The organism is Streptomyces sp. V3I8 (genome assembly GCF_030817535.1).
Classification (GTDB): domain Bacteria; phylum Actinomycetota; class Actinomycetes; order Streptomycetales; family Streptomycetaceae; genus Streptomyces.
Window position 1 is genome coordinate 6,064,909 of record NZ_JAUSZL010000002.1, and the last position, 17,078, is coordinate 6,081,986.

The 17,078-nt window shown below is 73.0% G+C and carries 17 protein-coding genes, 1 pseudogene and 1 riboswitch; of the genes and pseudogenes, 5 read left to right on the forward strand and 13 right to left on the reverse strand.

Annotated features, from left to right (window positions below):
- Window positions 1-1,245 carry a cytochrome P450 gene (locus QFZ75_RS26900; RefSeq protein ID WP_307544808.1) on the reverse strand — a complete coding sequence of 415 codons (1,245 nt, stop codon included), beginning with the start codon at window positions 1,243-1,245 and terminating at the stop codon, window positions 1-3.
- A gap of 249 nt (window positions 1,246-1,494) precedes the next feature.
- Between QFZ75_RS26900 and QFZ75_RS26905 the strand changes: the two genes are divergently transcribed.
- A complete protein-coding gene (locus QFZ75_RS26905; protein ID WP_307540879.1) occupies window positions 1,495-2,664 on the forward strand; it encodes a steroid 3-ketoacyl-CoA thiolase in 1,170 nt (389 codons plus the stop codon).
- 90 nt (window positions 2,665-2,754) lie between these two features.
- Here the strand turns inward: QFZ75_RS26905 and QFZ75_RS26910 are convergent, their stop codons facing one another.
- The gene (locus QFZ75_RS26910; RefSeq protein WP_307540880.1) at window positions 2,755-3,465 is read right to left on the reverse strand and encodes a hypothetical protein; all 711 of its coding nucleotides are present in this window, start codon (window positions 3,463-3,465) and stop codon (window positions 2,755-2,757) included.
- A 362-nt stretch (window positions 3,466-3,827) separates the two neighbouring features.
- Here QFZ75_RS26910 and QFZ75_RS26915 point away from each other — a divergent pair, with 362 nt between their 5' ends.
- Both QFZ75_RS26915 and QFZ75_RS26920 read left to right on the forward strand, forming a co-directional pair.
- Window positions 3,828-5,033, forward strand: coding sequence for a glycosyltransferase (locus QFZ75_RS26915; protein WP_307540881.1), 1,206 nt, complete (start codon window positions 3,828-3,830; stop codon window positions 5,031-5,033).
- An 8-nt stretch (window positions 5,034-5,041) separates the two neighbouring features.
- Window positions 5,042-5,422 carry a signal peptidase I gene (locus tag QFZ75_RS26920; protein ID WP_307544810.1) on the forward strand — a complete coding sequence of 127 codons (381 nt, stop codon included), beginning with the start codon at window positions 5,042-5,044 and terminating at the stop codon, window positions 5,420-5,422.
- A 32-nt stretch (window positions 5,423-5,454) separates the two neighbouring features.
- Here the strand turns inward: QFZ75_RS26920 and QFZ75_RS26925 are convergent.
- From QFZ75_RS26925 to QFZ75_RS26965, 9 genes and pseudogenes are all read right to left on the reverse strand, one after another.
- Window positions 5,455-5,652 (reverse strand): annotated as a pseudogene (locus QFZ75_RS26925) (DUF397 domain-containing protein); the annotation flags it as partial.
- A gap of 91 nt (window positions 5,653-5,743) precedes the next feature.
- Window positions 5,744-6,169 (reverse strand): transglycosylase SLT domain-containing protein, encoded by a 426-nt coding sequence (locus QFZ75_RS26930; RefSeq protein WP_307540883.1) that lies wholly within the window; start codon window positions 6,167-6,169, stop codon window positions 5,744-5,746.
- 305 nt (window positions 6,170-6,474) lie between these two features.
- A complete protein-coding gene (locus tag QFZ75_RS26935) occupies window positions 6,475-7,329 on the reverse strand; it encodes an ECF transporter S component (RefSeq protein WP_307540884.1) in 855 nt (284 codons plus the stop codon).
- Window positions 7,326-9,140 (reverse strand): ABC transporter ATP-binding protein, encoded by a 1,815-nt coding sequence (locus QFZ75_RS26940; RefSeq protein ID WP_307540886.1) that lies wholly within the window; start codon window positions 9,138-9,140, stop codon window positions 7,326-7,328. Before QFZ75_RS26940 ends, QFZ75_RS26935 begins: the two co-directional genes overlap by 4 nt.
- On the reverse strand, window positions 9,137-10,306 hold the full coding sequence (locus QFZ75_RS26945; RefSeq protein ID WP_307540887.1) for an energy-coupling factor transporter transmembrane component T: 1,170 nt from the start codon (window positions 10,304-10,306) through the stop codon (window positions 9,137-9,139). Before QFZ75_RS26945 ends, QFZ75_RS26940 begins: the two co-directional genes overlap by 4 nt.
- Before the next feature lie 13 nt (window positions 10,307-10,319).
- The gene (locus tag QFZ75_RS26950; protein ID WP_307540889.1) at window positions 10,320-10,994 is read right to left on the reverse strand and encodes an SCO2322 family protein; all 675 of its coding nucleotides are present in this window, start codon (window positions 10,992-10,994) and stop codon (window positions 10,320-10,322) included.
- Complete coding sequence (locus QFZ75_RS26955) at window positions 10,991-12,295, reverse strand: prenyltransferase/squalene oxidase repeat-containing protein (protein ID WP_307540890.1); 1,305 nt, start codon at window positions 12,293-12,295, stop codon at window positions 10,991-10,993. Before QFZ75_RS26955 ends, QFZ75_RS26950 begins: the two co-directional genes overlap by 4 nt.
- Window positions 12,296-12,468: 173 nt before the next feature.
- A riboswitch (cobalamin riboswitch) is annotated at window positions 12,469-12,547 on the reverse strand.
- Window positions 12,548-12,647: 100 nt separating this feature from the next.
- On the reverse strand, window positions 12,648-13,094 hold the full coding sequence (locus QFZ75_RS26960) for an ArsI/CadI family heavy metal resistance metalloenzyme (protein ID WP_307540891.1): 447 nt from the start codon (window positions 13,092-13,094) through the stop codon (window positions 12,648-12,650).
- A gap of 43 nt (window positions 13,095-13,137) precedes the next feature.
- Window positions 13,138-14,520, reverse strand: coding sequence for an NAD(P)-binding domain-containing protein (locus QFZ75_RS26965; RefSeq protein WP_307540893.1), 1,383 nt, complete (start codon window positions 14,518-14,520; stop codon window positions 13,138-13,140).
- 102 nt (window positions 14,521-14,622) lie between these two features.
- On the opposite strand from QFZ75_RS26965, the gene QFZ75_RS26970 reads away from it, so the two are divergent.
- Entirely contained in the window at window positions 14,623-14,997 is a 375-nt protein-coding gene (locus QFZ75_RS26970; RefSeq protein WP_307540895.1) for a helix-turn-helix transcriptional regulator, read from the forward strand.
- Window positions 14,998-15,078: 81 nt separating this feature from the next.
- On the opposite strand, the gene arsB is transcribed toward QFZ75_RS26970, so the two are convergent.
- Together arsB and QFZ75_RS26980 are read right to left on the reverse strand one after the other, a co-directional pair.
- Entirely contained in the window at window positions 15,079-16,170 is a 1,092-nt protein-coding gene (gene arsB / locus QFZ75_RS26975; RefSeq protein ID WP_307540896.1) for an ACR3 family arsenite efflux transporter, read from the reverse strand.
- Window positions 16,170-16,481, reverse strand: coding sequence for a helix-turn-helix transcriptional regulator (locus QFZ75_RS26980; RefSeq protein WP_307540897.1), 312 nt, complete (start codon window positions 16,479-16,481; stop codon window positions 16,170-16,172). The genes arsB and QFZ75_RS26980 overlap by 1 nt, the downstream gene beginning before the upstream one ends.
- A 139-nt stretch (window positions 16,482-16,620) precedes the next feature.
- Between QFZ75_RS26980 and QFZ75_RS26985 the strand changes: the two genes are divergently transcribed.
- Window positions 16,621-17,067, forward strand: coding sequence for an arsenate reductase ArsC (locus QFZ75_RS26985; RefSeq protein WP_307540898.1), 447 nt, complete (start codon window positions 16,621-16,623; stop codon window positions 17,065-17,067).
- Window positions 17,068-17,078: the final 11 nt, after the last annotated feature.

Here is a 17,078-nt window from a genome sequence, read left to right on the forward strand (position 1 = left end):
TCAACCGGCGCTGACCTGCAGCTCCTTTATGCCGTTGAGCCAGGCCGAGCGCAGCCGCCGGGGGTCCCCGGCCAGGCGTACGCCGGGCATGGCGTCGGCGATCGCGTGAAAGATGAGGTCGATCTCCAGGGTGGCCAGGGACTTGCCGAGGCAGAAGTGCGGGCCGCCGCCCCCGAAGCCCAGGTGCGGGTTCGGATCGCGCCCGATGTCGAAGACCTCCGGCGCGTCGAAGACCTCCGGGTCGTTGTTGGCGGACGAGTAGAAGAGGCCGAGGCGGTCGCCCTCGAGGATCTGCTTGCCGCCCAGCCGGGTGTCCTGGGTCGCGGTGCGCTGGAAGGCGACGATGGGTGACGCCCAGCGGACGATCTCCTCCGCGGCGGTCGCCGGGCGCTCTCGCTTGTAGAGGTCCCACTGGTCGGGGTGGGTGAGGAAGGCGTGCATGCCGTGCGTGATGGCGTTGCGGGTCGTCTCGTTGCCCGCGACGGCCAGCATCAGCACGAAGAAGCCGAACTCGTCGGAGGCGAGGTTGCCCTCGTCCTCGGCGGCCACCAGCGTGGTGGCGATGTCCTTGGCGGGGCACTGCTTGCGGTCGGCTGACATGTTCATCGCGTAGGCGAGGATCTCAGTGGCCGCCTCCTGGCCGATCTCCTCGGTGATCGCGTACTCCGGGTCGTCGTACGCGATCATCTTGTTGGACCAGTCGAAGATCTTGGCGCGGTCGTCCTGCGGGATGCCGATGAGTTCGGCTATCGCCTGCAGGGGCAGCTCGCTGGCGACCTGGGTGACGAAGTCGAAGGAGCCGCCGGGACCGGCCTCCGCGAGCGCGTCCGCGACGACGCGGCCCGCGCGCGCGTGGAGGTTCTCCTCCAGGGCGCGCACCGCCCGCGGGGTGAAACCGCGCTGGACGATCTGGCGGACCCGGGTGTGCTCGGGCGGGTCCATGTTGAGCAGGATCAGCCGCTGCGCGTCGAGCGCGTCCCGCTCCATGTGCGGACCGAAGCGGATGATCGCGGTGTTGAGGGTGGAGGAGAACAGCTCGGGGTGCGTGGAGACGTACTTGACGTCGGCGTGCCGGGTGACGGCCCAGTAGCCCTCGTCCTGGAAGCCGGCGAGGCCCGGCGGCTGGGGGATCCAGCGGACCGGTTCGGTCCGGCGCAGTTCGGCGAACTCCGGGAGGGGGACGCGCTGGTGCAGCAGATCGGGATCGGTGGGGTCGAACCCGTCGGGCAGGGCCGGACAGGGCATCGGGGCCTCCAGGTCGTGCGACGGCGGGTTCTGACGGCCCATCAGTAACCGGGAACTGCCGTGAAGGTAGTAACGGGTTCTACAAGAGGCAAGGGGCACGGCACCCCGAAATCCGGGAGCTGCACGACCCTTGCGGTGGCGGACGCCGGGTCAGCAGACTGCAAGCAGAACTAGAACGCGTACTAGTTCAGCGTGGCGGGTGGGCCGGGACGCCCGCGCCGCGCGGGTGACCCGAGGAGAGGACTCCCCATGGCCGCGGAACCCGTGATCGTCGAAGCCGTGCGCACCCCCATCGGCAGGCGCAGCGGCGCGCTCGCCAACCTGCACCCCGCCTACCTGCTGGGCGAGACCTACCGTGAACTCCTCGGCCGTACCGGCATCCACGCGGACTGCGTCGAGCAGATCGTCGGCGGCACGGTGACGCACGCCGGCGAGCAGTCCATGAACCCGGCGCGCACGGCCTGGCTGACCATGGGCCTGCCCTACGAGACGGCGGCGACCACGGTCGACTGCCAGTGCGGTTCCTCCCAGCAGGCCTCGCACATGGTCGCCAACCTGGTCGCGGCGGGCGTGATCGACATCGGGATCTCCTGCGGCGTCGAGGCCATGTCGAGGGTGCCGCTGGGTTCCGGGTCGAAGCACGGACCGGGCAAGCCGTTCCCCGACGAGGCGAACGTGGACCTGCCGAACCAGTTCGAGGCGGCGGAGCGGATCGCGCGCCGTCGCGGGCTGACCCGCGGACACGTGGACTCGCTGGGCCTGATCTCGCAGGAACGGGCGGCTGCCGCCTGGTCGGAGGAGCGCTTCAAGCGCGAGACGTTCGCCGTACAGGTGCCGACCACCGAGGACGAGCAGGGCGCCGGGCAGGGCATGTGGCGGCTGGTCGACCGCGACGAGGGACTGCGCGACACGTCGATGGAGGCCCTGGCGGGCCTGAAGCCGGTCATGCCCACCGCCGTCCACACCGCGGGCAACTCCTCCCAGATCTCCGACGGCGCCTGCGCGCTCATGTGGGCGTCCAAGCGGATGGCGCGGGCGCTGAAGCTGCGCCCGCGCGCCCGGATCGTGGCGCAGGCGCTGGTCGGCTGCGACCCGCACTTCCACCTCGACGGCCCGATCGACGCGACGAAGGCGGTCCTGGGCAAGGCCGGCATGACCCTCAAGGACATCGACCTCGTCGAGATCAACGAGGCGTTCGCGTCGGTGGTGCTGAGCTGGGCGCAGGTCTTCGGACAGGACCTGGAGAAGGTGAACGTGAACGGGGGCGCGATCGCGCTGGGCCACCCGGTGGGGGCGACCGGGGCGCGGCTCATCACCACGGCGCTGCACGAACTGGAGCGCCGGGACAAGGAGTTCGCGCTGATCACGATGTGCGCGGGCGGGGCGCTGTCGACGGGGACGATCATCCAGCGGCTGTAGGCCGCCTCCCGCCTCCCGCTTCCCGCTTCCCGCTTCCCGCTTCCTGCCTTCTGTCTTCTGCCTTCTGCCTTCTGTTTCCTGTTTTCGGCCTCAGCCCTCCACGGTGTTGTAGTTGGTGATGCCCTCCACCAGCACGGCCGCCGCGCCGACCAGAGGGCTGTCCGCCCCCTTGCGCACCACATCCGGCAGCCGGTGCGCGTTCTCCTCGGTGACCGCCACCATGCCCCAGAACGCGTTGTACGCAGACGGGTCGGCCGGCTTGTCGACGGCCGCCCCGACCGTCCTGACGCCGTCGCCGTCGCCCTGGCCGCCGTCTCCCCCGGCCAGGGCCAGCGCGCCCATCTGCCGCAGTATGTCGGGGTTCCGCTCCTCGGCGGCCACCACGCTCCAGCCCGCCGTCTCCGTGTGCCGCAGTGCGGCGAGCAGGCTGCCGGAGCTGCCCGCACCCGTGACAACGATGTCCGGCAATACGAGGGCCACCTGTCCGTGCGTCATCGGCAGGGCGGACCGGATCGCCCCGTCGAGTTCCGGTTGCGAGGACTGGTCCTGGTAGACGAAGACGATCTGGAAGGTCTGGGCGTAGCGCGCCAGATAGCTCACCGTGTCCAGCTTGTGCGTCTCGAACACGACGACCAGGCGTACGGCGAGTCCGCTCCTGGCCAGTTCGGCGACGGCTTCCAGGCTGCGGTCCAGCACGGTGACCCCGGGGGCCAGGCAGTGCAGTTCCTTCGAGTAGGGCGCCCCGAAACGCGTTCCGAATCCGGCGCAGGGCAGTATGACCGAGACGTCAGGGGTGGGCACGGACGAACTATCCATGGAGTCGCTCTCAGGTCGTGAGGCCGTCAGGTCGTCAGGTCGTGTCGTGGGGGAGTGGGCCGTGTCGACGATCGGGAACCTCGCACGCGTCGGCGGGTGCGGGTGGGTGCGGAAGGGCCGGGGCCGACGCCGCGTCGTCGGCCCCGGGAGGCACGTTGGCGATCACCGTAGCCACTGAGGGCGGCCCACGCGAGAGGGCAAAACGGGCTCCGGTTCCCGGCGTCCCGGTGATCGTGGATCACCGTCGCGGCCTGCACCGTGCGTCGTACACTGCTGCCGCGCACCCGCCGGGGCCGACGCATCGCAGTCGACGACACAGTCAGTGACGGAACGAAAGAGGTTGCGGAATGCGGGTGTTGCTGTCCACGTACGGCACGCGGGGCGACGTCGAACCGCTGGTCGCGCTCGCGGTGCGGTTGCGGGAACTCGGCGTGCAGGTGCGGATGTGCGCCCCGCCCGACGAGGAGTTCGCGCGCCGGCTGGCCGGTCTCGGTGTGGACCTGGTGCCGGTCGGGCCACCGGTGAAGGAGCTGATGCGCGGGGCGGGTGTGCCGTCGGCGGCGGACCTGGCCCGGTACCGGGCCGAGATGCTCGACGCGCAGTTCGACATCTTCCCCGCGGCGGCCGACGGATGCGACGCGCTGGTGGCGGCCGGGCTGGCGCAGATCGCCGCGCGGTCCGTGGCCGAGGCCGCGGGCATCCGGTACGTGTACACGTGTTACGCGGCGGTCAACCTGCCGTCGCCCTACCATGCGCCGCCGCCGCGGCCGGGCTGGCCGGAGCCGGCGGCGAGCGACAACCTGGCGCTGTGGGGACTGGACGCCGAGAACGTGAACGCGCAGTTCCGCGAACCACTCAACGGCCACCGGGCGTCGCTCGGCCTGCCCCCGGTGGACAACGTCCGCGACCACGTCTACAGCGACCGGCCGTGGCTGGCGGCGGACCCGGTCCTGGGGGCGTGGCGCGGGACCCCGGGCCTCGACGTGACCCAGACCGGTGCGTGGTTCCTGCCGGACGAACGTCCCCTCCCCGCCGACCTGTCGGCGTTCCTGGACGCGGGCACCCCGCCGGTCTACGTCGGCTTCGGCAGCATGACCCCGGCGCCGGACATCGCCCGCAGGGCCGTCGAGGCGATCCGCGCGCAGGGCCACCGCGTACTCGTCTCCCGCGGCTGGGCCGGCCTGGACCTGGCCGGCGACCGGGACGACTGCTTCGCCGTCGGCGAGGTCAGCCACCAGAGCCTGTTCCCCCGGGTGGCCGCCGTGGTGCACCACGGCGGCGCCGGCACGACGGTGACGGCCGCCCGCGCGGGCGCGCCACAGGTGGTGGTGCCTCTCCAGCTGGCGGACAACCCGTACTGGGCGAGCCGGGTGGCGGCCCTGGACGTCGGCGCGGCACTCGACGGCGCGACCCTGACCGACGACGACCTGGACGTCGCGGTCAAGACGGTCCTGGCACCGCAGACGCGGGCACGGGCGGAGGCACTGGGGGCCAGGATCCACACCGACGGCGCGGCGGTCGCCGCGCGCCTGCTGCACGAGGCCCTCCGGTGAGCGGGCCCGTGGACGACGGCGTGTACGTGGGCAACGCGGGCAAGGACGCGGCGCTGGACCGGGGATGGCTGCTCGGGCACTTCAAGGAGCCCGGCGATCCCCGCCACAGCCAGGCCCTGGAGGTGAAGTGGGGCGTCCACCCGCGCGGCGAACGGCGGGCGCAGTGGGTGGAGGGCGAGGTGCGCACCGCCCTCCTGGTCCTCGTCTCGGGCCGTTTCCGCCTGGAGTTCCCCGGCCGCAGCGTGCTGCTGGAGGAACAGGGCGACTACGTCGTCTGGGGCGAGGGGGTGGGCCACTCCTGGGTCGCGGAGGACGAGTCGGTGGTACTGACCGTGCGCTGGCCCTCGGTACCCGGATACGCCGTAGCGCAGGAGGAGGAGCGGCTCTGACGGGCCGTCGTCGCCGTCCAGTCGAGGAAGGTGGTGAACGCGGCGGGGTCGAGCGTGCGGACGGGCCCCGCCGGGTTCTTCGAGTCGCGTACGGCGAAGGTGGTACGGAGCGATCGCCCCTCAACCGCGTCCGGATCAGCGGTCGGGTGCCCCGTTCCGTAGTCCTCGCTGCAGACGATGGCCGGGTCGCCCGCGAAGTGGACACTCCCGGCCCGGCGCGGGTGCCGCACAGGGCGAAGGCGGCGGCCCCGGGGATCGAGGACCGCCGCCTTCGCGTACGGGGGAGTCGTGACGGTGCCTCCCGGGCGCCGTCGGGCCGGCTCAGTACCAGCCGTTGGCCTGCCAGAAGTTCCACGCGCCGACCGGGCTGCCGTAGCGGGAGTTCATGTAGTCGAGGCCCCACTTGATCTGGGTCTTCGCGCTGGTCTTCCAGTCGGCGCCCGCGGAGGACATCTTCGAGGCCGGCAGGGCCTGCACCAGGCCGTAGGCGCCCGAGGAGGCGTTCGTGGCATCGACGTCCCAGCCGCTCTCGTGCTCGACGATCTTCGAGAACGCCTTGTACTGGGCGTCGTCGTGGATCATCTTCTGCGCGATCGTCCTGGCCGACGCGGAGGAGGCGACCGTGGGGGCCGCGGCCTGGGCGGGGCCCGCCGCGAGGACCATGCCGGCGGTGGCGGCCGCCACGGCGGCGCCGGTGAGGGCCTTCTTCGGGGTGGTGAGCGGACGGATGCGGGTGGAGAAGGGCACGGAGAACCTTTTCTACGGGGACGGGGGGCCGCTCGTACGTCCTGGGCGCCGGTTCCGGCGGGGTCCTGACATGCGGCGGCGCCGAGACCCGGAGGGGCACGTCGGCGCCTTGCGACTCCTCCAATGAACCAGGGTCGCGGCGCGTCCGCAATGACCCCTTTTGCTAGTTGTGGTCGTATCCCCGGCGAAAGGTCCCTGTGTGAGGTGGCTCTCCATTCGCAGGTCAGAGGCCATTAGTGCATGGGCATGACAGGCTTATGTCCTACGATCGCGCCTAGTTGAGGACCAAGGTCCTGTGGGACGGCTCACGGAAGCGGCGTGACGGGCGCCGCGCCGTCCGGCTCCTCGAACGTGACCGGCGTCTCGAAGGCCGCCCGCCGCGTCGCCCGGCGCAGCGCCTTGAGGACAGTCGCGCCCAGGGTGAGCGTCAGGACGACCGTCACCGTCGCCCGGCCCAGGTCCCAGCCCAGCGAGGTGGCCAGGCAGTACGCCACGAAACGGGCCAGGTTGGTGTGCACCGCGTCCCGCGCGTCGAAGGCGACGTTCGACGACAGCGCGTCCATGAAGGGCCATCCGGCCAGGTTCATGAACGTGCCGTACGCGAAGGCCGCGAGGAAGCCGTACGCCGCGAGCATCGCCAGCTCGCCCCGGCCGCGCAGCCGGTCGGGACCCGGCAGCAGCCCCGCGCCCATCGTGAACCAGCCCATGGAGAGCATCTGGAACGGCATCCACGGCCCGACCCCGCCCGTGAGCAGCGCGGACGCGAACATCGTGACCGACCCCAGCACGAAGCCGAACCCCGGCCCCAGCACCCGCCCGCTCAGCACCATCAGGAAGAACATCGGCTCGATGCCCGCCGTACCGGCGCCGATCGGCCGCAGCGCGGCCCCGGTCGCGGCCAGTACCCCGAGCATGGCCACCGCCTTGGGGCCCAGGCCCGATTCGGAGATCGTCGCCGCGACGACCCCGACCAGCAGCACCAGCAGCCCGGCGAACAGCCAGGGCGCGTCCTGCGCGTGCGCGCCCACCTGCGAGGTCGGACCGCTGAAGAAGGGCCAGGTGAGCGCGGCGAGACCGATCGCCCCGACCAGGACGAGCGCGGCGACGGAACGGGGTCCCAGCCGGATGGGACGCGCCTGGGGCCGGGGCCGGGCGCTCATGGATGCGCCCCTTCCGCCGGCCCGGGTTCGCCCAGCGCCTCGCGCACCTGGGACACGGTCAGCCACTTCTGCGGGGCCAGGACCTTGGTGACCTGCGGCGCGAAGGACGGGGAGGCGACGACAACCTCGGCCGTCGGGCCGTCGGCCACCGGCTCGCCGTCGGCGAGGATCACGACCCGGTGGGAGAGCTCGGCGGCCAGCTCGACGTCATGGGTGGCCAGGACGATGGCACGGCCCTCGGCCGCGAGCGTCCGCAACAGGGTGACCAGGCGCGACTTGGCCGCGTAGTCGAGGCCGCGGGTCGGCTCGTCGAGGAGGATCAGGGGCGGCCGGGCCGTCAGGACGACCGCCAGGGCCAGGGTGAGCCGCTGGCCCTCGGACAGATCCCGCGGATGAGTGCCGTCCCCGATGCCCGGCAGCAGCTCCGACACCAGGGCCCGGCAGGTGCCCGGCCCGGCGCCCGCGTCGGCGTCCGCCGCCGCGCACTCGCCGGCCACCGTGTCCGCGTACAGCAGGTCCCGGGGCTCCTGCGGTACGAGGCCGACGTGGCGGATCAGCTCACCGGGCGCCGTGCGGTGGGGCCGGAGTCCGCCCACGCGGACCGAGCCGGCCGACGGGGGGACGAGGCCGGCCAGGGCCGAGAGCAGGGTCGACTTGCCGGCGCCGTTGCGGCCCATGAGCGCGACGGTCTCGCCGGGGGCGACGGTCAGGTCGACGTCGTGGAGCACTTCGGTGCGGCCCCGGCGGACGGCGAGACCGGTGACCACCGCCGGGTGGGGCGCGGCGGTCGTGCCGGTCGCGTCGGTCGTACCGGCCGGGCCGGTGGTGCCGGGTGTCGTGGCCGGGCGCCTCCGGAAGAGCCGTGGGCGGCGGGAGGCCGGCGCACCGCCCTCCGCCGCCTCGCCTTTCGCCGCGTCACCCTCCGTCGCACCGCCTTCCGGCACCCGTACCGGCGGGGCTGCGGGGCCGGGGGCGCCCGTCCCCCCGTACGGGAGCCCCTCCAGGCGTTCGCGCAGGGCGCCCGCCCTGCGCCGGGCGTCCCGGACCGTCAGCGGCAGGGGTGTCCAGCCGCCGAGCCGGCCCAGGGCCACCACCGGCGGGTGGACCGGGGACACCGCCATGACCTCGGCGGGGGTGCCGAGCGTCAGCGGGGCGCCCGGCGACGGGAGGAGGGCGACGCGGTCGGCGTACTGCACGACGCGTTCCAGGCGGTGTTCGGCCATCAGGACCGTCGTGCCGAGGTCGTGGACGAGGCGCTGCAGGACGGCGAGCACCTCCTCGGCGGCGGCCGGGTCGAGGGCCGAGGTCGGCTCGTCGAGGACCAGAACCTGGGGGTGCGGGGTGAGGACCGAGCCGATCGCGACCCGCTGCTGCTGTCCGCCGGAGAGCGTGGCGATGGGGCGGTCGCGCAGGTCGGCGAGGCCGAGCAGGTCCAGGGTCTCCTCCACGCGGCGGCGCATCACGTCGGGGGCGAGGCCCAACGACTCCATCCCGTAGGCGAGTTCGTCCTCGACCGTGTCCGTGACGAAGTGGGAGAGGGGGTCCTGGCCCACCGTGCCGACCAGGTCGGCCAGCTCGCGGGGCTTGTGCGTGCGGGTGTCACGGCCCGCGACCGTCACGCGCCCGCGCAGGGTGCCGCCCGTGAAGTGCGGGACCAGTCCGCCCACCGCGCCCAGGAGCGTCGACTTGCCGACCCCGGACGGTCCGATCAGCAACACCAACTCGCCCTCCGGGACGGTCAGTTCGATGTTGCGGACGGTGGGCCCGGCCGCCCCGTCGTACGTCACGGAGACGTCCTCGAAGCGGATCATGAAGGCTCCTTGCCGGTGTCTTGTGCGATGTCGGGTGCCGGGGCGACGAAGGCCGGGAGCAGGCCGAGCAGGACCGCAGCCGCGGGCCACAGCGGAAGCGTCGGTGCCGTCAGCGGGACGACGCCGGGATGCAGGGCCGCGGCGGCGTACGCGTCGTGGGCGGCGTACAGGATCAGCAGCCCCGCGACGGCCGCGCCGGACGCGGCGACGAGCCAGGCGCGTACGCCCCACGCGTCCGGCCGGTACCGGGTGCGCAGCGAGCGGCGCCCGCCGAGCCACAGGCCGCCGAGGGCCGCGGCGAGTCCGGCGAGCAGCACGGGCACGCCGTAGCTGCCGCCCTCCGCGGTGAGCAGGCCGTACGTGCCCGCGCAGACCCCGACCAGACCGCCCAGGGTGAGCGCGGCGGTGGTCCGGCGGACGGCGGGCGGCACTTCGGCGGAGCGGCCGTAACCGCGCGCGTCCATCGCCGCGGCGAGGGCCACCGAACGTTCCAGCGCGCCCTCCAGGACCGGCAGCCCGACCTGGAGCAGGCCGCGCACGCCGTGGTCGGGCCGGCCGCGCAGCCGCCGGGCCGCGCGCAGTCGCTGGACGTCCGCGATCAGGCTCGGGGCGAAGGTGAGGGCGACCACCACGGCCACGCCCGCCTCGTACAGGGCGCCCGGCAGGGACTTGAGGAGGCGGGCCGGGTTCGCGAGGGCGTTCGCGGCGCCCACGCAGATGAGCAGGGCGGCGAGTTTCAGGCCGTCGTAGAGCGCGAAGACCAGGCCCTCGGCGGTGACCCGGCCCCCCACGCGGATGCCCTGCGCCCAGTCGGGGAGCGGGAGTTCGGGAAGGGTGACGAGGGTGTGCGTACCAGGAACGGGTGAGCCGAGGAGGACGGCGAAGGCCAGCCGGATGCCGAGCACGGTGAGCGCGAGCTTCACGAAGGCGCCGTAGGAGCGTGCCCAGGGGGCCTGCGTCCGGCGCGCCGCCACCACGTGACCGGCCACGCCGATGAGGAGGGCGAGCAGGAGGGGGTTCGTGGTCCGGGACGCGGCGGTCCCGAGCCCGAGGGCCCAGATCCACCAGGCGCCGGGGTGGAGGGCGTTGGTACGGGTCGCGCGCGGGGCACGCAGTCGTCGCAGGACTCCTGCCGGGCCCGGGCGGACCTTCTCGCCGGTGGTCATGGTGCGTGTCCCGTCAGCCGCGGCGTCGGCGGGCCCGCCAGACCGTGGCCGCGGCCAGTACGGCCACGGCGGCGATCCCGGCCACCAGGCCCACCGAGGGCCCGCCATCGCCCCCGGACCCGCTCACCGCGCGGGGCGGGGCGGTGGCCTCCGGACGGTCGTCCGACACCGGCTCGCCGCACCCGGTGCGGGGGTAGCCGGCGATGGCGCACAGCAGGGCGTTCGTGTCGTACCGCAGCGGCTCGGCGACGGAGGCGAGGGCGTCCGCGGTCGTCGCGTCCTCGTCGACGCGGGCGCACACCGTGCGCGGGCTCGGGTCCGGCGGTGTCGAACCGGCCGGCGCGTCCGCGGCCGTACCGAAGTCCAGGACGAGGGCGACCCGTTTCGTCCCCTCGCGTGCGGGCGTCCCCGCGCAGACGGCCGCGAAGCCGGCCTTCCCGCGCGGCTTCGCCGAGTCCTTCGAGTCCTCGCTCACCGAGAAGCGGAACCCCTGGACGTCGCCGTCGGAGGGCCGCGCGGTCGACGGGCCCTGCGTCGCGTACACCCACGTGCCGGCGGCGGATTCGCGGTCCCAGAAGGACCAGTAGCGGTAGCCGGCCGCCCGGGCCTGCCCCGCCGCACCGAGCACGGCGAGCAGGAGGGCCGGGACCAGGGCCAGGACCAGCAGGGCCGGGCGGCCGCGGGTCACGGCTGCTGCTTCTTGGTGCGGCCGCTCAGGAGGAAGCCGATGCCGATGCCGCCGACCAGGCCGACGCCGACGATCCACCAGACGCTGACCCCGCCGTCGCCGTCCTCGTCCTCCTTGCCGTCCTCGTTGTCCTTGTCGCCCTTGTCGGCGGCCGATGTGCCGGTGGCCTCGGCGGCCGGGCCGGTCGCGCCGAGCTGCTTCACCAGGTCGGCGCCGCCGAAGTCGCGCGGGTCCGCTCCGGTGGCGTGCGCCGCGAAGATCAGCTGCGCGTACGCGGCCGGGCCGCTCCGCGCCGCCCAGTCGCCCGACTCCTTCTTCAGCCAGGCCAGGGACCTGCCGGCGTCGGCCGTCCGGCCCGCCGCCGCCAGCGCGACGACCGCGTCGGCGGTGTTGCCGTGATCGGGCTGGTCCTCGGCGCCCGCGAGGGCGGACTTCAGGTAGCCGGTCCTCGCCACCGCGCCCGCGAGATACCCGGCGCCGTTGGCCGCCGCCTGCCCGGCGGTCGGGGAGTCGCCGCCCGCGCACTTCGCGGCCCCGGCGGACTTCCCGGCGGATCCCCCGTCGTCCTCGGCGTCCGCCGCCAGGCCTTCGCCGAGCGCGCCCAGGACGCCCGCCGCGGTGGCGTCGGCGTTCGCCGCGAGCCCGCCCTTCTTGTCGGGCTGGAAGGCGAACGCGCCCGCGCCGTCCTCGTCGCAGGGGACGGACAGGCCGCGCAGGGCGTCGTACGGCGTCCGGTCGTCCTTCGAGCGCAGGTCCTGCGTGTCGGTGCCGGCGGCCTCCAGGGCGCCGATCACGACGGATGTCGAGTTGGTGTCGGTGGCCCCGCCGGGGAGGTAGCCCCAGCCGCCGTCCTCGTTCTGCGCGGACTTCAGCCACTTCACGGCCGCGCCGCTCACGGCGTCGTCGGCGTCGAGCGCCTCCAGGGCCTGCAGGGCGGCGGCGGTGCTGTTCGTGTCGGCCTGCGTCCTGGTGTCGCACTTCGCGGCCGGGTCCGCGCGGTAGGCCGCGAAGCCGCCGTCCGCGCACTGCTGCCCGGTGAGCCAGTCGACGGCCTTCGCGGCGGGCCGCACGCCCACGGTGTGCTGGGCGAGCAGCGCGAGCGACTGCCGCCAGACACCGTCGTACGTCGGGTCGGTGCTGCCGTACAGGCCTGAGGGGAGCGCCGGGGACGGGGAGGGCGAGGCGGAGGACGAAGCGGACGGGGACGGGGAGGGTGACTCGTCGGCGAGGGCGGTCGGCGCGAACGCCGTGCCGATCACGGCGGTGGCGGCCAGGACCACGGCGCTGCGGCGGACAGACATGATCGGCGGGTGCCTCTCTGTACTCATCGGCTCGCCGACGGGGGTGCCCCTTCGGCTCGCCCTGCGGGGGGAGCGGCCGGGCAGCCCGGAACCCCGGGCGGCTCGGCTCCGTATGCCTCGACGGTGCCGGTCACCGGCGGTCCCGGTGACGCGAGCCGGTCACGTTCCGTACGGGGCGTTCCGGCTCGCCGCCCAGCGGGAACGGGGCGGCACACGGCTGCGGGTCAGCGCCGGATTTGCACCGGCTTCCCCCCGTACGGGTGTGATGACGACCTGCTCACTGTACCGGCCCGTAGCGATGCCCCCCGGGGCCGGCCGGGAGCCGCCGGGGTCGAGGTGGCCGGCGGACGGGTCAGCAGCAGCCGGTACCGGCGGCCGCGGATTCGTCCGGGCCGGTACAGCACGTGCTCCGGGGCTGCTCGGCGAGCGTGTCGGCGTCGGCCTTGACGACGTACACCTCCCAGGGTTCCCGGCCGGGGCCGTGGACCCACACCTTGTCCTGGAGGGCGAAGCAGCAGACGGTGTCGCGCTCCACCGCTGTGTCGAGCCCTCGGCCGGCGAGGCGGGCGGTGGCCGCGTGGACGTCTTCGGAGGAGGTGACTTCCACACCGAGGTGGTCCATGCGCGTCTCGTGCTCGGCCTCGCCCTGGATGAGGACGAGCTTGAGCGGGGGTTCGGCGATGGCGAAGTTGGCGTAGCCGTCGCGGAGTTTGGCCGGCTCGGTGTCGAACAGCTTGCGGTAGAAGGCGACCGAGGCGTCGAGGTCGGGCACGCGCAGAGCCAGTTGCACACGGGACATGGCAGTCCTCCTGTCGTGGTGGGTGGCGTGGTCGTGGTGCGGGTCAGCAGCCGCCGGAAGCGGGAGCCCGGACGGTGCCGGGAGCGCCGAGCCGGATCAGGGCGGGGGCCGGGGCGCAGCAGCCGCCCGTCGCCTCCTGGGTGGTGTCCGCGGTGTCGAAGAGGCCGGCACCGCCGCACACGCCGGTTTCGGGGAGGGTGAGTTCGACGCGGTCGGCGGACTCCTCGTCCCCTGCGAGGGCGGCGACGACCGAGCGGACCTGCTCGTAACCGGTCATGGCGAGGAAGGTGGGGGCGCGGCCGTAGGACTTCATGCCGACCAGGTGGACACCTTGTTCGGGATGGGACAGTTCGCGGTGGCCGTGGGGGCGGACGGTGCCGCAGGAGTGCTGGTTGGGGTCGATCAGCGGTGCCAGTTCGACGGGTGCCTGCAGGCGCTCGTCGAGGCCCAGACGGAGTTCGCCGAGGAAGGTCAGGTCGGGGCGGAAGCCGGTGAGCACGATGACCTCGTCGACCGGGTCGAGGCGCAGACCGTCCTCGGCGACCAGGACCAGGCGTCCATCGGCCGTCCGCTCGACGGCGCCGGTGCGGAAGCCGGTGACAGCGTCCGCGTGCCCGTCGTCGACGGCGGCCTTCGCCGCGAGTCCGAGGGCGCCGCGGGCGGGCAACCGGTCGGCCTCGCCACCGCCGAACGTGGAGCCGCCGATGCCGCGCCGCAGGATCCACAGTCCTTTGGTGCCCGCGCCGTCCGCGGTCTTGGCGAGGTCGGCCAGATGGGCCAGGGCGGTGAAGGCGGAGGCGCCGGAGCCGATGACGGCGGTGCGCCTGCCCGCGTAACGGGCGCGTACGGCAGGGTCGTCGAGGTCGGGGACGCGGTAGGTGATGCGGTCGGAGGCGGCGCGCTCGCCGAGGGCGGGCAGGCCGCTGCCGCCCGCCGGGGACGGGGTGGCCCAGGTGCCGGAGGCGTCGATGACGGCGCGGGCGAAGATCCGCTCCTCGTGGCCGTCGCGGTACGTGACGTGGACGACGAAGGGCTGGGTCTCGCGGTCGGCGTCGACGATGCGGTCGCGGCCGGACCGGGAGACGCCGGTGACCCTCGCGCCGGTGCGGACCTTCTCGCCGAGGGTCTCGGCGAGCGGTTGCAGGTAGGCGTCCGCCCAGTCGCCCCCCGAGGGGTAGGTGCCCGGGTCGGGATGGGTCCAGCCGGTGGGGGCGAGCAGTTTCTCGGCGGCCGGGTCGACCACTTCGGCCCAGGTGGAGAAGAGGCGCACGTGCGACCAGTCGCGCACCGCGCTGCCCGCGGAGGGCCCGGATTCCAGGACGAGCGGTTCGAGGCCGCGCACGACGAGGTGGGCGGCGGCGGCCAGGCCGATGGGGCCGGCGCCGATGATCACGGTCGGCAGGGCGGCGGGCGTGCTCTCGCTCATCACGTTCTCCAGGGCGGTCGGGAGGGCATGGACCCACTGATTCGATGTCTGTCGATATCAGGGACCTTGCCACGTGGTATCGACGGATGTCAATATCGACGTATGTCGAATTCGAGTGTGGTGGAGCTGCCGGTCCTGAACCAGCCGGACGGGGCGGTCGTGCCGTGCTGCCCGCCGCTGACCGAGCGCCCCTTGAGCGCCGGGGAGGCGGAGCGGACCGCGAAGATGTTCAAGGCGCTCGGGGATCCGGTGCGGCTGAGGCTGTTCTCGCTGGTCGCCTCGCACGAGGGCGGCGAGGCGTGCGTGTGCGACATCTCCGACGTCGGTGTCTCGCAGCCGACCGTCTCCCACCACTTGAAGAAGCTCAAGGAGGCCGGTCTGCTGGCCTCCGAGCGGCGCGGGACGTGGGTGTACTACCGCGTCGAGCCGGGCGTTCTGGCCGCGATGGGGCAGCTGCTCACCGCGGGGACCCGCTGACCCGTACCGGGTCGTGCGCACCGGCGTCCGGAGCATCCCCGACGGGGCCGCCCCGGCCGCTTCCCGGTGCCGCGGCGCATGTCAGGCGGTGTGGAACCGCCGGCGCCAGGCGAGCGAGACGTGGACCAGCGCCACCAGCACCGGCACCTCGATGAGCGGGCCGACCACGCCGGACAGGGCCTGGCCGCTGGTGACGCCGAAGGTGGCGACGGCGACGGCGATGGCCAGTTCGAAGTTGTTGCCGGCCGCGGTGAAGGCGAGCGTGGCGGTGCGGTCGTAGGCCAGGCCGACGGCCTTGCCGAGCGCGAAGGTCCCGAACCACATCGCCGCGAAGTACACGAGCAGCGGAAGTGCGATCCGGGCGACGTCCAGCGGTCGTGAGGTGATCGTCCTGCCCTGCAGGGCGAAGAGGACGACGATCGTGAAGAGCAGGCCGTACAGGGCCCAAGGACCGATCCTGGAAAGGAAGCCGGACTCGTACCGCTCCTGCCCCAGCTTCTTCTCGCCGATCCGGCGGGTGAGGAACCCGGCCAGCAGGGGGACGCCGAGGAAGACGAGGACGTTCAGGGCGATCTTCCCCATGGAGATGTCGAGGTGCTCACCGTCGCCCAGGCCGAGCAGGCCGGGCAGCAGGTCGAGGTAGAACCAGCCGAGCAGGCCGAACGCCAGGACCTGGAAGACGGAGTTGAGGGCCACCAGTACGGCGGCCGCTTCACGGTCGCCGCAGGCCAGGTCGTTCCAGATGACGACCATCGCGATGCAGCGGGCCAGCCCGACGATGATCAGCCCGGTGCGGTACTCCGGCAGATCGGCCAGGAAGATCCACGCCAGCGCGAACATCACGGCCGGGCCGACGATCCAGTTCATGAGCAGTGACGACACCATCAGCCTGCGGTCGCCGGTGACGGCGTCGAGCTTGTCGTAGCGGACCTTGGCCAGCACCGGATACATCATGACCAGCAGGCCGACGGCGATCGGCAGGGAGATCCCGCCGATCTCGACCTTCGCGAGCGCGTCGTCCAGGCCGGGAACGAGACGGCCCAGAGCCAGGCCGAGGGACATGGCGAGCAGGATCCACACGGCGAGGAAGCGGTCCAGGGTGGAGAGCTTCGCGACGGCTCCCGCCTCCCCGCCGCCCGCTGTGCCGGCCGTCGCGGGTTCCGTGGACGTCATCAGCAGGCCCGCTTCCGGCCGGTCTCCACGGTCTGTCCGGCGATGGTGGCCAGCTCGGCGAACGAGTTCGCCAGGGCTTCGATGACCTCGGGCTTCAGCTTGTAGTAGATGAACCGGCCGCACGGCTCGGTGTCCACCACGCCCGCCTCACGCAACACCTTCATGTGGTTGGACAGGTTGGTCTGCTTGGCGCCCGTCTCCGCGACCAGGTGTGTGGTGCACAGCGTCTCGTGGGCGAGCAGGGTCACGATCCGGAGCCTGAGCGGATCGGCCAGCACCCGCATCAGATCAGTGTCGACTGACGTCATCATGGGCTGATATTGTCACATCAGCCAAGACTGATACCAGTCGGGGCTGAAGTATGGGATCCCGTCGAAGGGGACCCCATGACGTCCCCTCCCATGTCGCCCGTCCTGCCGGGCGCCCGCTCCGCGGCCGAAGGAAACGCTCATGCCCGTGCCCGTGCCCGTGCCCATGCCCGCGTCCCCGCCCGCGCCGCTCGCCTCCGTGCTCTTCGTCTGCGTTCACAACGCGGGCCGCTCGCAGATGGCCGCCGCTTTCCTCGATCACCTCGCGGGCGCGCGCGTCGAGGCGCGTTCGGCCGGCTCGATCCCCGGTGACCAGGTCAATCCGGCCGCCGTCGAGGCCATGAAGGAAGTCGGCATCGACATCTCCGCCGCCATCCCCAAGGTCCTCACCACCGAGGCGGTGCAGGCGTCCGACTACGTCATCACGATGGGCTGCGGCGACGCCTGCCCCGTCTTCCCCGGCAGGAAGTATCTCGACTGGACGCTGGAAGACCCCGCAGGCAAGGGGGTTGAAGCCGTCCGTCCGATCCGCGACGAGATCAGGACCCGCATCGAGGCCCTCGTCGCCGAGATCGACGCGCAGCGGTAGACGCATACGGT